This is a genomic window from Xanthomonas hawaiiensis (genome assembly GCF_031834635.1).
Taxonomy (GTDB): Bacteria; Pseudomonadota; Gammaproteobacteria; order Xanthomonadales; family Xanthomonadaceae; genus Xanthomonas_A; species Xanthomonas_A sacchari.
In genome coordinates this window covers 3929635-3943326 of record NZ_CP115873.1, presented here as the reverse complement: position 1 = coordinate 3943326, position 13692 = coordinate 3929635, and the positions used below count along the sequence as shown (strand labels likewise).

The window sequence follows — 13692 nt, the reverse complement described above, 5'->3', positions numbered from 1 at the left end:
TCAATACAGCGGCGTACCCGCCTTGTACGCGGCCACGAACGACTGCCAATCCAGTTGCACCTGCGCGGCGTAGTCGAACGCGAACTGGCGCAGTTCCGATTTCAGGCCGCTCTTGCTGGTGACCGCCTGGTCGATCTGCTTGTCGATGCTGTAGGGCACCACGTTCGGGTCGTAGTCCTGGTCGGCCAGCGCGTGCGCCGAGGCCAGGGCCTGGCCCAGGTAGGTGGCGGCGGTGGCGAGCTTGCCGGCGCTGTCCAGCGCGGTCGGGTCCAGGTCCTGCTGGAACGGCGACTTCTCGTGCACGTAGAACGGGGTGCCGTTGACGCTGGCGTAGCCGACCAGCACGTCGGCGTCGATGGTCTGCGCCTTGGCGGTGCGCGCGACCCGCGCGCCCTCGTCGTTGTCGTAGGTGGAGGCCGGCATCTGCGACGGCGCCGCCACCGCCACCACGCTGGCCGCTTCCTGCTTCCATTCCAGGATCACGTCGTCGCTGGTCGACGCGCTCGGGCCTTCGATCAGCACATACAGGCGCAGGCGGCCGAGGCTGCCGGTGCCCGAACCCAGCTTCTGGCGCACGTCCTTGATGGTGTAGTAGCTGGCGGCATAGCGTTTGGAGGCGGCGATCGAGCCGATGTAGCCGTTCATCGCCGCGGCCACCGCCGAGGCGGTGCCGGCGTCCACCGCGACCAGGTTGTCCAGGTCCTGGAACTGGCGCTTGCCGCCGTTGACCACGGTGTACTTGGACAGCAGGCTGCTGCGGCTCTTGCCGTCGGCGCTGTCGATGATCTTGGCCACCGCGCCGCTGGTGTTGCGCTTGCTCAGCTGGAAGCTCTCCTCGGCGTCGCTGCCGCGGAAATCGGCGATCTTGTCCAGGTAGGCGCCGACCATGGTGTCGATGGCGTCGCCGATGTCGCTGTCGGACAGGCCGTTGTCGCGGCCGGCCAGGACCATGCTCGCGGCCAGCCGGCGCAGGTCCCACACGTACTGGCCGAGGTGGCCTTCGTCGAAGTCGGCGACCTTGAACACCGCCTTGCCGCTGCTGTCGCGCGCCGCATCGAAGTTGCCGAGGTGGGTGTCGCCGCCGAGCCAGGTGTAGCCGGTCTGCGGCGAGGTCCACAGCGAACCCGGCAGGGTCGTCATGTCCTGGTAGAAGAGGTGGTCGGTGCCGCGGTAGAAAGCGTAGGCGCTGGTGGCCATGGTCGCCATCTTGGTATCCAGCTCGGCACGCTGTGCGGCGTAGGGATGGTTGTAGTCGTGGATCTGCTGCACCACCCAGGCGTCGCGCTTGCTCGCCGCCGTCGCGCCACCGGCGCATGCGGCAAGGGTCAGGCCGATCAGCAGCAACTGCGGCAGGCGGGTGGACATCGCAGGTCTCCAGGCGCGGACGAGGGAGCCGGCAGTCGACCACGCCGGCATTGCACGCAGATGAACCGTGGCGTCCTAGAGGTAGCGCAGCCAGGCCTGGTCGCGGCGCCGCGCCTTCAGCCGCGCGAACGCGGCAGTGGGCCAGTACAGGACCAGCCCCAGCGCCGCGGCGATCGCCCACAGCGCGGCCACGCTGTCCACGCCGAACAGGTCGCCCTGGTTGGCGCCCCACAGCGCCAGCGCGGCCAGGTAGGCGAGCTTCAGCACGTACAGGTGCAGCAGGTAGAAGAACATCGGCGCCGCACCGATCGCCGCCAGGGGCGCCAGCCTGCGCGCCACGGCGGGGTGTTCGTACAGGCGCAGCAACAACAGGCCCACGCCCAGGGTCAGCAGCAGGAACTGCAGCGATGGCGGGTACTTGGTCACGTTGAAGAAGCTCATCGCGGTGCGCGCGAGGTCGTCCTGTACCTGCCAGGGCGCATCGCCGTAGCCGTTGTGCCAGCGCAGCAGGTGGAACCCGGCCAGCGCGCCCAGCCCGCAGGCCAGCAGGCGTTGCTGGCGTTGCGCCGGGTCGGTGGCGGCGCCGTACCAGGGGCCGGCGGCGTAACCGAGCGCGATCACCCCGATCCACGGCAGCACCGGATAGGAGGTGCGCAGGCGCAGGTCGCCCAGCTCCAGCCAGCGCCGGTCGTGCAGCACCGCCCAGATCGCCGCGAGCGGGCCGTCGCCCTGCACCTGCACGGCGTCCAGCAGGTGATGGCCGGCGACCAGCGCCGCGCCCAGCACGGCCAGCGCCGGCCGCGGCAGCCACAGCAGCGCGGCCAGCGCGAGCATGCTCAGGCCGATCGCCCAGATCACCTGCAGGTACAGCGCCTGCGGCGGGAAGGCGCCGCTCCAGGCCAGGTTGACCAGGGTCAGTTCCAGCACGATCAGGAACAGGCCGCGCTTGAGCAGGAAACCGGCGGCCGCCGCGCGCCCGTCGGCCTGCCGGGACGCAGACAGCCAGGCCGACAGGCCGGTCAGGAACACGAACACCGGCGCGCACAGGTGGGCCAGGGCGCGCGTCACGAACAGTGCCGGCGCGGTGTCCTCCACCGCCATCGGGTCGCCCACCGGGTGGTGCAGGTAGAAGGTCTCGCGCACGTGGTCGAGCAGCATCAGCAGCATCACCGTGCCGCGCAGCACATCGATCGAGGCCAGGCGTGCGTTGGCCGTGGCAGCGGCGGGCAGGGCGAAGGATGCGGGCGCAGCGGAAACGGAAGCGGCGGGCGGCATGCGTGACGGCGGGTGTCGAATATTGAAACAATATAACACTTGTGCATCGGGCGCCGGCCGCGTGCGCCGTCGCGATCCTGGTGGTCACGCGGGGCGATGGCACAACCCTTGGCCGACGCGGGCACCTGTCCCCGGGGCGCGTCGTCAGGCCGCCGCGCCTGGGCCTGCGCGGCGGCGCGCCGCTCAGTCCTCGCCGATGTCCTCGTTCCACACGTCCGGATGCGCGGCGATGAAGCCGCCGAGCAGGTCGATGCACTCCTGGCTGTGCAGGTCGATGACCTCCACGCCGCTCTCGCGCAGCCAGTCGATCCCGCCCTGGAAGGTCACCGATTCGCCGACCACCACGGTGCCGATGTTGAACTGCCGCACCAGGCCGCTGCAGTACCAGCACGGCGCCAGGGTGGTGACCATGATGGTGTCCTTGTAGCGGCGCTGGCGCCCGGCCTTGCGGAAGGCGTCGGTCTCGCCGTGCACGGACGGGTCGCCCTCCTGCACGCGGCGGTTGTGGCCGCAGCCGAGCAGGCGCCCGTCGCGGTGGTACAGGGCGGCGCCGATCGGGATGCCGCCCTCGGCCAGGCCCTGGCGGGCTTCGGCGATGGCGGTGTCGAGCAGGGCGCGGTAGTCGGGCGTGGTCAGCATGGCGGGGCCGGGGGAAGGGAGTGGCCGGCAGTCTGGCGCAGGCGGCCGGCGGCTGTCATCCCGGGCGGCGCTTCACCGGCACGCGGCGGCCGGCAGTGCGATAATCCCGGCATGAGCGAATCCCCCTACAAGACCGGTACCACCCATTTCGGCTTCCGCGACGTCGCCACCAAGGACAAGCAGAAGCTGGTCGGCGAGGTCTTCACCTCGGTCGCCGGCAACTACGACCTGATGAACGACCTGATGAGCATGGGCATCCATCGGGTCTGGAAGCGCTATTTCGTCGCCACCGCGCAGGTCAAGCCGGGCGACCGCGTGCTCGACCTGGCCGGCGGCACCGGCGACATCGCCGCGCTGCTGAAGGACCGGGTCGGCGCCGACGGCGAGATCGTGCTGGGCGACATCAACGCCGGCATGCTCTCGGTGGGCCGCGACCGCCTCACCAACCGCGGCCTGGTCGCGGGCCTGGACTACGTGCAGTGCAACGCCGAGGCGCTGCCGTTCCCGGACCAGAGCTTCGACCTGGTGACCATCGCCTTCGGCCTGCGCAACGTCACCGACAAGGACGCGGCGCTGCGCGAGATGTACCGCGTGCTCAAGGTCGGCGGCCAGGCGCGGGTGCTGGAGTTCTCCGAAGTCACCGCCGACTGGTTCAAGCCGCTGTACGACTTCCATTCGTTCAAGGTGCTGCCGCGCCTGGGCAAGCTGTTCGCCAGGGACGCCGACAGTTACCAGTACCTGGCCGAGAGCATCCGCAAGCATCCGCCGCAGGACGCGCTGAAGGGGATGATGGAAGAGGCCGGCTTCGCCCGCAGCCACTACAAGAACCTCACCGGCGGGATCGTGGCGATCCATTCGGGCTATAAGATTTAGAGCCGGGATTCGGGAATCGGGATTCGGGATTCGGGATTCGTAAGAGCGGGCGATCGGGTGCTGACCGATCGCGGCGCTGGCTGTCCTTGTGGGAGGGACTTCAGTCCCGACGCGGGGTCCGGCGGTGCCAGTGCACGCATCCGCCACAGAAAGCCGGGAATCGGGATACGGGATACGGGGTTCGTCAGCGCGCGCCGCACCGCCGTGCCAATCCCCACTCCCGAATCCCCAATCCCGGCCTTCCGGTAAACTTCGGGTTTCCCCGAACCGGTGCTGTCTGCCATGCGTTCCCCGTTCCTGTTGTTGTCCCTGGCCGCGATGGTCGCGTCCGGGTGTTCCCGTGAAGCGCCTGCGCCCGATGCGGCCGCACCTGCCGCCAAGCCGGCGCCCGCCGCGGCCAAGCCGGCCGACCGCAGCCACGACGAGACCTCCTACGCCGAGCCGTCCAAGGTCGTGATCAAGGACCTGGCGCTGGATCTGAAGCTGGATTTCGACAGCAAGCAGATCGGCGGCACCGCCACCTACACGCTGGACTGGAAGGACAAGAGCGCCAAGCAACTGGTGCTGGATACCCGCGACCTGACCATCGAGAAGGTGCAGGCCGACGACGGCAAGGGCCAGCAGGCGCCGCTGCAGTACGCGCTGGCGCCGGCCGACAAGATCTACGGCAGCAAGCTGACCATCGAGGCGCCGACGCAGCCGCAGACCATCAGCATCACCTACCACACCGCGCCGACCGCCTCGGGCCTGCAGTGGCTGGAGCCGTCGATGACGGAGGGCAAGAAGCTGCCCTTCATGTTCAGCCAGTCGCAGGCCATCCACGCGCGGTCGTGGGTGCCGCTGCAGGATACGCCGAGCGTGCGCTTCACCTACAGCGCGCACGTGGTCTCGCGTCCGGACGTGATGGTGCTGATGAGCGCCGACAACGATCCCAAGGCGGTGCGCAACGGCGATTACCGCTTCAAGATGCCGCAGCCGATCCCGTCCTACCTGCTGGCGATCGCCGCCGGCGACCTGGTGTTCAAGCCGATCTCGGCGCGCTCGGGCGTGTGGGCCGAGCCGGCGATGGTCGACAAGGCGGCCAAGGAGTTCGAGGACACCGAGAAGATGATCGTGGCCGCCGAGACGCTGTACGGTCCGTACCGCTGGGGCCGCTACGACATGCTGGTGCTGCCGCCGTCGTTCCCGTTCGGCGGCATGGAGAATCCGCGCCTGACCTTCGCCACGCCGACGGTGATCGTCGGCGACAAGTCGCTGGTGTCGCTGATCGCGCACGAGCTGGCGCACAGCTGGTCCGGCAACCTGGTGACCAATGCCAGCTGGAAGGACATCTGGCTCAACGAAGGCTTCACCACCTACGTGCAGGCGCGCATCACCGAGGCGCTGTACGGCCCCGAAGCGGCGGAGATGGAGCGCGAGATCGACCAGACCGACCTGCTGGCCGAACTGAAGGGCATGAGCCCGGCCGACCAGGCGCTGGCGCTGCCGGCGCTGACCGAGCGCGATCCGGACGAGGCGTTGAGCCAGGTCGCCTACGTCAAGGGCGCATGGTTCCTGCAGTTCCTGGAGCAGCGCTTCGGCCGCGATACCTTCGATCCGTTCCTGCGCGGCTGGTTCGACGACCACGCGTTCCAGAGCGCCAACACCGACCAGTTCGTGGAGTACCTGAAGACCCACCTGCTGCCGAAGAAGCCCAATGCGGTGACCGCGCAGGAGCTGCATGCGTGGCTGGACGAGCCGGGCATTCCGGCGTTCGCGCAGAAGGCGCGTTCGCGCAACTTCGCCATGGTCGATACCGCGCGCATCGCCTGGAGCGGCAGCGGCACGCTGCCGGGCAAGCAGGTGACCGATGCGTGGAGCACGCAAGAGTGGACGCGCTTCCTCAGCGGCCTGGGCGAGAAGCTGACCCCGGCGCAGCTCAAGCAGCTCGACGACGCCTACCACTTCACCGGCACCGCCAACGGCGAGATCGCCATGCGCTGGTATCCGCTGGCGATCCGCAGCGGCTACGTGGACGCGCGCCCGGCCGCCGGCGAGTTCATCGCCCGCGTCGGCCGCCGCAAGCTGATCCTGCCGATCTACGCCGAGCTGGTGAAGACCCCGGACGGGCTGGCCTTCGCCGAAGAGGTGTTCGCCAAGGCCAAGCCCGGCTACCACCCGATCACCACGGTGTCGGTGCAGGAGATGCTGGACAAGGCCAAGGCCGGCAGCGCCGCGCACTGACGCGCGCCTGCACTGAAGACCGCGCACACGGCGCCGGGAGCGATCCCGGCGCCGTGTGCGTTTGCAAGGCCTGCATGGTGCGGCGAGTGCGCCATGCGGAAGGAGATCGCTAGCAGTTCGGTGCGCGCACGTTGCGCCAGATGCGCATGCGCGGCGTTGCCTGCGCGTCCTGCACGATGCGCGCCTGTCCAGTGCGGCGTTAACGAATTCCATACATGCCGCAGCGCGCGAGCGGCGACCCGTTGCCACGCATTCGCGATATCCTCGGCAGTCCCGATGGTCCCCGGTCCATGCGCGCATGACCTCGTTCGCCACCGCCTCCCTGGTCTCTGCTGCAAGCGCCATCGCCATGGCAGGACATTGCCGATGCCGATGCGAGCGGAATCACCTGCGCGCGTCGAGGCGCTGCTGAGATGACCGACGCACATCCAATGGCCGGTTCCCTGCTGGCCGCGCTGCCCGATGCGCGCGGTGGCGAAATCTTTACCGAACTGCTGCGGCGCTCCGGTTGCCGTGTCGAGCGCATCGTCTCGCATGGGCAGACCACGCCGCAGGACACGCCCTATCTGCAGGCGCACGACGAATGGGTGCTGCTGCTGCGCGGCAGCGCGCGGGTGGCGCTGGGCGAGCGCGAGGTCGCGTTGGCACCGGGCGATCATCTGTTCATCCCGGCCGATACGCCGCATTGGGTGACCTTCACCGATCCCGAGCAGCCGACCGTGTGGCTGGCCATCCATCTCGGCGAAGCCGACGTGGTGGTGTGAGCGCATGATCCGTTTCCATCTTCCGCTGCCGCCATGCTGGTGCTGACGATGGCCTGGCTGTTGCTGGCCGGCGTGCTGCTGCTGGTTGCGGCACTGGTCGGCGTGGTGCTGGTGCTGCGCGATCCGTTCCTGCTGGTCCGCCTGGAGAGCCTGCGCCAGCGCCGCGGCAGCGGGCTGCAGCGGCGCCAGGCGCAGGTCGCCGGACACGCCTGGACCTACCTGGTGCGCGCCGCGGTCGATCCCGCCGCGCCGACCCTGCTGCTGGTGCACGGCTTCACCGGCAGCAAGGAGAACTGGCTGCCGCTGGCGCGCGCGCTGGGCACCCGCTATCACCTGGTGATCCCGGATCTGCCCGGCTGGGCCGAGAGCCAGCGTATCGCCGGGCAGGACTACGGTTTCGTCGCGCAGGCCGAGCGCGTGGCCGCGTTCGCGGTGCAGTGCGCACGCCGTGCGGGCAGCGAATGCGTGCTGCTCGGGCACTCGATGGGCGGCGGCATCGCCGCGCTGGCCGCGGCGCGCCACCCCGCCGTGTTCGACCGGGTCGGCCTCTTTAACGCCGCCGGCGTGCGTTTTTCCGACAACGCCTTCGGCCAGGCGGTACTGGACGGGCACAATCCGTTCGCGGTGCACGATGCCGCATCGCTGCAGCGCTACATCGACACAGTGTTCCTGCTCGAGCGCGCCAAGCCGCGCATCCCGCGCTGGGCGGTGCCGGCGGTGGTGGCCTGGCGCCGCCGCGAGGCCGCGTTCGAGCAGCAGGTGCTGGCGCGCATCGGCCGCGGCGAGGAGGCGTTCCTGCCGTTCGAGGAGGCCGCGCGCATCCGCCAGCCGGCGCTGCTGCTCAATTGCGTGCAGGACGCGGTGATCGACGCCAGTGCGCTGGCGCTGTACGCGCAACGCCTGCCGCAGGCGATCCAGGTGCTGCTGGACGGCAGCGGCCACATGTCCATCGTCGAGAAGCCCGCCGAGGTCGCGCAGGCCATCGACGCCCTGATCCAACGAGGAACCCCACGATGAAACGCATCCTGCTCGGCGCGCTGTGCGCCGTCGCCCTGGCCGCTTGCGGCGATCACGAGGCCGAGCGCAAGGCGCAGGCCGCGGCCGAAGCGCAGGCCAAGGCGCAGGCGGCCGACGACCTGGCCAAGCAGTACGACGCCGCGGTGAAGTCCGGCAACTGGGACCTGGCGCGGATCCATGGCGCGGCGCTGCTGCAGCAGTATCCCGGGTCGGATGCGGCCGAGCGCATCCAGCCGGGCTATGCCGAGGTCAAGGCCAAGGGCGAGGCGGCACGCGAACTGCGGCGCATGCAGGCGGCCTGGCAATACTCGCAGGTGCCGGCCGGCAAGGGCGTCCAGCGCTCGGCGATGCTGTACAGCCGCGACAAGGTCGATGTGGACGGCAGCGGACCCAAGCCGGTGCAACTGGTGTTCCGCGACCATCCGGAATGGAAGCGCAGCGCCTACCTGGTGCTGCAGTCCGGCGATTTCCGCTGCGCCGGCGGCTGCAAGGTGGAACTGAAGGCCGACGACGCGCCGCCGCACGCGGCCGCGGCCTGGCGGCCCAAGACCGACGAGGCCATCGCCATGTTCATCAGCGACGACAAGGCGCTGTGGAAACTGGCGCGCAAGACCACGGTGCTGCAGATCACCTTCCCGGTGAAGGCCGGCGGCACCCGCACCGCGGTGTTCGAGACCGGCGGCCTGGACGGCGCGCAGATGCCGGGCTGGGATTGAGCGCGATGCATGCCGCCACGCCGCCGCCAGCCGAAGCGCTGCGCCAGGTCCGCCACTGGGTGTTCGACATGGACGGCACGCTGACCCGCGCCGTGCACGATTTCGCGCTGATCCGCCGCGAACTGCAGATCCCGCCGCAGGCCGACATCCTGCAGCACCTGGCGGCGTTGCCGGACGCGCAGCGCGCCAGCAAGCACGCCTGGCTGCTGGAGCACGAGCGCGTGCTCGCCCAGGAGGCCACCGCGGCCAACGGCGCGCCTGCCCTGCTGCGCACCCTGCGTGCGGCCGATTGCCGGCTGGCGGTGCTGACCCGCAACGCGCGCGAGCTGGCGCAGCTGACCCTGGAGGAGATCGAGGTCGACGACCTGTTCGAGGAGGTGGCCATCCTCGGTCGCGACGAGGCCCCGCCCAAGCCGCATCCCGGCGGCCTGCTGCAATTGGCCGAGCACTGGGGCGTGGCGCCGCAGGCGCTGGCGATGGTCGGCGATCACGCCTACGACCTGCAGTGCGGGCGCCACGCCGGGGCCACCACCGTGCTGTTGCATCCGGACAATCCCTGGCCGGGGCTGGCCGACCTGCATTTCGCCGATTGCGCCGCGCTGCTGGCGTGGTGGCAGGACGGCGTCGGCCCGCAGCCGCACTGACCGCGCGTCGCGGCGGCGAATGGCCGCCGCGGCCTCACTTCACCTTGCAGCGCACCGACGCACGGGCCTGGATGGCGCAGGGTGTGCCACCGAGGCGCGTGCTCACATTGCGCCACAGGCGATGCAACCGCGTGGCACAAAGTGTCACGTTACCGAGACACATTCGGCCACCTGGGCGAACGCCTTCAGGGCGGCGCATGGCGTCGTGATCCGCACGTCAAGGGATGTTGCATCGCAGCGCTGCGATGGCATGGACGTTGCTCGCATACACCCACGCTTCAGGTTCCGTGGCACCCGCCGACATAGGTGACGTGGCGCGGCTCTTCAACGAGGGGAGTAGAACGATGCACAGTCATTCACGTCGTACCCAGGCTTGTACGTTGCTCGCGCTGGCCACTGCGTTGGCGCTGGCGGGTTGCAAGAAGCAGGAAGAGGCACCGGCGCCGGCCGCACCGGCCGCCGCGCAGCAGCCGCCGGCCGCCGCGCCGGCCGCGGTCGCCGATACCGACAGCGAGTTCGCCAGCAATGCCGCCAACCCGGACAACTGGGGCGGCATCGGTCGCGACTTCGGCCTGAACCGGCACAGCCCGCTGTCCGAGATCAACCGCGACAACGTCAAGAACCTGAAGATGTCGTGGGAGATGAAGACCGACGCCACCCGCGGCCACGAGGGCCAGCCGCTGGTGATCGGCAGCACCATGTACATGGTCAGCGCCTATCCGAACAACGTGTTCGCGATCGACCTGTCGCAGGAAGACAACGGCAAGGTGCTGTGGAAGTACACCCCGCAGCAGGACGAGCGCGCGGTGGCGGTGGCCTGCTGCGACACGGTCAACCGCGGCGCGTCCTATGCCGACGGCAAGCTGGTGTTCGGCAGCCTCAGCGGCGATGTGATCGCACTCGATGCCAAGACCGGCAAGGAAGTGTGGAAGCAGAAGCTCGCCTATCCCGAGAAGGGCGAGACCATCACCATGGCCCCGATCATCGCCGACGGCAAGGTGGTGGCCGGCATCAGCGGCAACGAGTTCGGCGTGCGCGGCCGCGTCGCCGCGTACGCGCTGGCCGACGGCAAGCAGGCCTGGTCCTGCGAGGCCACCGGCACCGACAAGGACATCTGCCTCGGCCCGGACTTCAACAAGGCCAATCCGCAGCACGGCCAGCTCGGCGACCTCGGCCAGAAGACCTATCCCGACGAAGGCTGGAAGCGCGGCGGTGGCGCGGCCTGGGGCTGGTACAGCTACGACCCGAAACTCAAGCTGGTCTACTACGGCACCGGCAATCCCGGCCTGTGGAGCCCGTCGTACCGCTGCGGCAAGACCACGCAGAAGGAATGCGATAGCGGCGAGTACGACAACAAGTGGTCGATGACCCTGTTCGCGCGCAAGATCGACACCGGCGAAGCGGTGTGGGGCTACCAGAAGACCCCGTTCGACCAGTGGGACTACGACGGCATCAACGAGCCGATCCTGGTGGACCTGACCATCGATGGCAAGCAGGTGCCTTCGGTGGTGCAGTTCGACCGCAACGGCTTCGCCTACGTGCTCGACCGCCGCGACGGCACCCTGCTGCGCGCCAACAAGTTCGTGCCGGCCAACTGGGCCGAGCGCATCGACATGAAGACCGGCCGCCCGGTCAAGGTCGCGGCGCATTCGCCGCTGGAGCGCGGCCGCAAGGTCGAGGCGTTCCCGTCGGCGATGGGCGGCAAGGACCAGCAGCCGTGCTCGGTGGATCCGGCCAACTCGGCGGTGTTCTTCTGCGGCACCAACAACTGGCACATGGAGCTGGACCCGCAGGAGCGCGGCAACACCATGATGGGCCTGCCGTACGTGTTCGCCAACGTGATGATGAAGCCGAACGAGCCGGGCGCGCTGGGCATCGTCAAGGCGTTCGACGTGGTCGAAGGCAAGTCCAAGTGGGAGATCAAGGAGAAGTTCCCGGTGTGGAGCGGCACCCTGGTCACCGACGGCGGGCTGGTGTTCTACGGCACGCTCGATGGCTGGTTCCGCGCCGTGGACAAGGACACCGGCAAGAAGCTGTGGGAGACCAAGCTGCCCTCCGGCATCATCGGCAACCCGATCGCCTACAAGGCAAACGGCCACCAGTACGTGGCGGTGTTCTCGGGCATCGGCGGCTGGATCGGCCTGCCGGTCGCCGCCGGTCTGGATCCGGGCGATCCGTACGGCGCATTGGGTGCCGCGGGCCTGGCCTTCAGCAACGGCTTCGACAAGATCCCGTTGGGCGGCATGGTGCACACCTTCCGCATCGACGGCGCCGGCAAGACCGTCACCCCCACCGCGACCGCCACCGCGGCTGCGGGCGGCGGCAGCGCGGCAGTCGCCGCCAAGACGGTGCGATGAGCCGGCGGCGCCGCGTCCAGGGTGCGAGCGGGGGCCGCATGGCGCCCGTCTCGTGGCGCCTGCCTGCGGGCGCGCGCGCCGTGTTGCTGTTGTGCAGCCTCGGACTCGTCGCCGCAGGCTGCACGCGCGAGCCGTCGTCCGCGACGGCTCGCGCTTCTGCTGCCCCGCCCGCCGCTGCGGCGCCGGCCTCCGCCGCGCCCGCCACGACGCTGCCGGCCGATGCGCCGGTGCTGCGGGTCTGCGCCGATCCCGGCAACATGCCGTTGTCCGATCGCGCAGGCGAGGGTTTCCAGAACAAGATCGCCCAGGTGGTGGCCGCGGAGATGGGCCGGCGCCTGGAGTACGAGTGGCGCAGCTACTACCAGCGCGGCCTGGCGCGCAGCACGATCAACGCCGGGCGTTGCGACGTGCTGATGGACATGAACAGCGATTTCGAAATGGGCCTGCCCACGCGCCCGTTGTATCGCTCCACCTATGTGCTGGTCACCCGCAAGGGCCTGGACCTGCGTCCGGCATCGCTGGACGATCCGGCGCTGAAACGACTCAAGGTCGGCGTGTTCCAGAGTTCGCCGGCGCGGCAGGCGCTGTTCGACCATGGCGTGCAGGGCGAGGTGCAATACCTGTTCTACGACTCGGCCAGCGCGCCGCAGGAACACCCTGGCAAGCTCGCCGAGCAGGTCGCCGCCGGCAAGCTCGATGCCGCCGAATCCTGGGGTCCGGTGGCCGGCTACTACGCCGCGCGCGGCGGCCTCGGCGTGGTGCCGCTGAACGTCATCGACAACGAAGTGCTGGAGTATTCGATGGCGTGGGCGGTGTCGCGCAAGAACGCGGACCTGCGCGATGCGCTGAACGCGGCGATGCAGCGCAGCGCCGGCAAGATCGGCGCGATCCTGCGCGACTACCACGTGCCGCTGGTGGCCTGCGCCGATTGCATCGTTGCCGGCGACCTGCGCTCGCACGGTCCCTATGCGGTGCCCGACGACCAGGACGACACGCCGAGCGCGCAGGCCTCGTCGGACATGCTGGCGCAATTGCAGCTGCGCATCGCCGGCGGTGCCGATCCCAACGAGGAACTGGCGCATGCGCTGGATGCCGGCGACGGCGTGCGCGTGGCCTGGCTGCTGCGCCATGGCGCCAGCGCCGACAAACCCAATCTGCTCGGCGAGCCGCCGCTGCAGCAGGCGATCCGCAACCAGGCGCCGTTGTTGGTCGGCGAACTGCTGGCCGCCGGCGCCAAGGTCGAAAGCCGCGACAGCAATGGCTGGACGCCATTGATGAAGGCGGCCTGGTCCAACGATGGCAAGAGCGTCGCGCAACTGTTGGCGCATCGTGCCAAGGTCGAGGCGGTGTCCACCGACGGCTGGACGCCGCTGGACCTGGCCATCTCCTACGCCGATGCCGACGTGGTGCAGGCGCTGCTCGACGCCGGCGCCAGCGTGCGCCACGCCAATCCGGCCGGCTTCACCCCGGTGATGTTCGCGGTGGCGCGCAACGAGCCGAAGATCCTCGACCTGCTGCTCAAGCGCGGCGCCGAGCCCGACCGCGCGAACCGCGCCGGCGTCACTCCCTTGATGCTCGCGGCCGCCGCCGGGCGCGAGGACAGCGCCCGGCGCCTGCTCGCCGCCGGCGCCAGCGCCGATGCGCGCGACGGCGACGGCAAGACGCCCGCGGCGCTGGCCCAGCAACGCGGCAATGCCGAACTCGCCCACCTGTTGACGGAGGCCCAGCACCGACGCACGCAATGACCGCTTCCTGCCGTCCCGCACATGCCGCTCGCGCGGCCTGCTCTTCCCATCGTGCACTCCGCAAAGGTTCTGTT

11 protein-coding genes are annotated in these 13692 nt (G+C 69.6%); 8 read left to right on the top strand and 3 right to left on the bottom strand.

Translation table 11 applies throughout. The features are described 5' to 3' along the window. The 3 genes from PG878_RS16765 to PG878_RS16755 form a co-directional block, all read right to left on the bottom strand. Positions 1-1365 (bottom strand): DUF2252 domain-containing protein, encoded by a 1365-nt coding sequence (locus PG878_RS16765; protein WP_209030687.1) that lies wholly within the window; start codon positions 1363-1365, stop codon positions 1-3. 75 nt (positions 1366-1440) lie between these two features. Next, positions 1441-2640, bottom strand: a complete 1200-nt coding sequence (locus tag PG878_RS16760) for an acetyltransferase domain-containing protein (protein WP_209030688.1) — start codon at positions 2638-2640, stop codon at positions 1441-1443. A gap of 183 nt (positions 2641-2823) precedes the next feature. Beyond that, a complete protein-coding gene (locus PG878_RS16755) occupies positions 2824-3279 on the bottom strand; it encodes a nucleoside deaminase (RefSeq protein ID WP_010341927.1) in 456 nt (151 codons plus the stop codon). Between the two features lie 111 nt (positions 3280-3390). On the opposite strand from PG878_RS16755, the gene ubiE reads away from it, so the two are divergent. The 8 genes from ubiE to PG878_RS16715 all read left to right on the top strand — a co-directional run bounded on the left by ubiE (position 3391) and on the right by PG878_RS16715 (position 13618). After that, positions 3391-4152, top strand: coding sequence for a bifunctional demethylmenaquinone methyltransferase/2-methoxy-6-polyprenyl-1,4-benzoquinol methylase UbiE (gene ubiE / locus PG878_RS16750; protein WP_209030689.1), 762 nt, complete (start codon positions 3391-3393; stop codon positions 4150-4152). Between the two features lie 282 nt (positions 4153-4434). Next, the gene (locus PG878_RS16745; RefSeq protein ID WP_209030690.1) at positions 4435-6375 is read left to right on the top strand and encodes a M1 family metallopeptidase; all 1941 of its coding nucleotides are present in this window, start codon (positions 4435-4437) and stop codon (positions 6373-6375) included. Positions 6376-6788: 413 nt separating this feature from the next. Further along, positions 6789-7139 (top strand): cupin domain-containing protein, encoded by a 351-nt coding sequence (locus PG878_RS16740; RefSeq protein WP_209030691.1) that lies wholly within the window; start codon positions 6789-6791, stop codon positions 7137-7139. A gap of 33 nt (positions 7140-7172) precedes the next feature. Then, on the top strand, positions 7173-8156 hold the full coding sequence (locus PG878_RS16735; RefSeq protein WP_209030692.1) for an alpha/beta fold hydrolase: 984 nt from the start codon (positions 7173-7175) through the stop codon (positions 8154-8156). Beyond that, a complete protein-coding gene (locus PG878_RS16730; RefSeq protein WP_017910020.1) occupies positions 8153-8872 on the top strand; it encodes a hypothetical protein in 720 nt (239 codons plus the stop codon). Before PG878_RS16735 ends, PG878_RS16730 begins: the two co-directional genes overlap by 4 nt. A 5-nt stretch (positions 8873-8877) precedes the next feature. Next, on the top strand, positions 8878-9516 hold the full coding sequence (locus PG878_RS16725) for an HAD family hydrolase (RefSeq protein WP_209030693.1): 639 nt from the start codon (positions 8878-8880) through the stop codon (positions 9514-9516). 344 nt (positions 9517-9860) lie between these two features. After that, on the top strand, positions 9861-11873 hold the full coding sequence (locus PG878_RS16720; RefSeq protein ID WP_209030694.1) for a methanol/ethanol family PQQ-dependent dehydrogenase: 2013 nt from the start codon (positions 9861-9863) through the stop codon (positions 11871-11873). A 38-nt stretch (positions 11874-11911) separates the two neighbouring features. Then, complete coding sequence (locus tag PG878_RS16715) at positions 11912-13618, top strand: quinoprotein dehydrogenase-associated putative ABC transporter substrate-binding protein (RefSeq protein WP_244672565.1); 1707 nt, start codon at positions 11912-11914, stop codon at positions 13616-13618. Positions 13619-13692: the final 74 nt, after the last annotated feature.

Coding starts and splice junctions, on each gene's coding strand:
- PG878_RS16745 (WP_209030690.1), top strand. CDS start 4,435: ATGCGTTCCCCGTTCCTGTTGTTGTCCCTGGCCGCGATGGTCGCGTCC.
- ubiE (WP_209030689.1), top strand. CDS start 3,391: ATGAGCGAATCCCCCTACAAGACCGGTACCACCCATTTCGGCTTCCGC.
- PG878_RS16740 (WP_209030691.1), top strand. CDS start 6,789: ATGACCGACGCACATCCAATGGCCGGTTCCCTGCTGGCCGCGCTGCCC.
- PG878_RS16715 (WP_244672565.1), top strand. CDS start 11,912: ATGGCGCCCGTCTCGTGGCGCCTGCCTGCGGGCGCGCGCGCCGTGTTG.
- PG878_RS16735 (WP_209030692.1), top strand. CDS start 7,173: ATGCTGGTGCTGACGATGGCCTGGCTGTTGCTGGCCGGCGTGCTGCTG.
- PG878_RS16755 (WP_010341927.1), bottom strand. CDS start 3,279: ATGCTGACCACGCCCGACTACCGCGCCCTGCTCGACACCGCCATCGCC.
- PG878_RS16720 (WP_209030694.1), top strand. CDS start 9,861: ATGCACAGTCATTCACGTCGTACCCAGGCTTGTACGTTGCTCGCGCTG.
- PG878_RS16725 (WP_209030693.1), top strand. CDS start 8,878: ATGCATGCCGCCACGCCGCCGCCAGCCGAAGCGCTGCGCCAGGTCCGC.
- PG878_RS16730 (WP_017910020.1), top strand. CDS start 8,153: ATGAAACGCATCCTGCTCGGCGCGCTGTGCGCCGTCGCCCTGGCCGCT.
- PG878_RS16760 (WP_209030688.1), bottom strand. CDS start 2,640: ATGCCGCCCGCCGCTTCCGTTTCCGCTGCGCCCGCATCCTTCGCCCTG.
- PG878_RS16765 (WP_209030687.1), bottom strand. CDS start 1,365: ATGTCCACCCGCCTGCCGCAGTTGCTGCTGATCGGCCTGACCCTTGCC.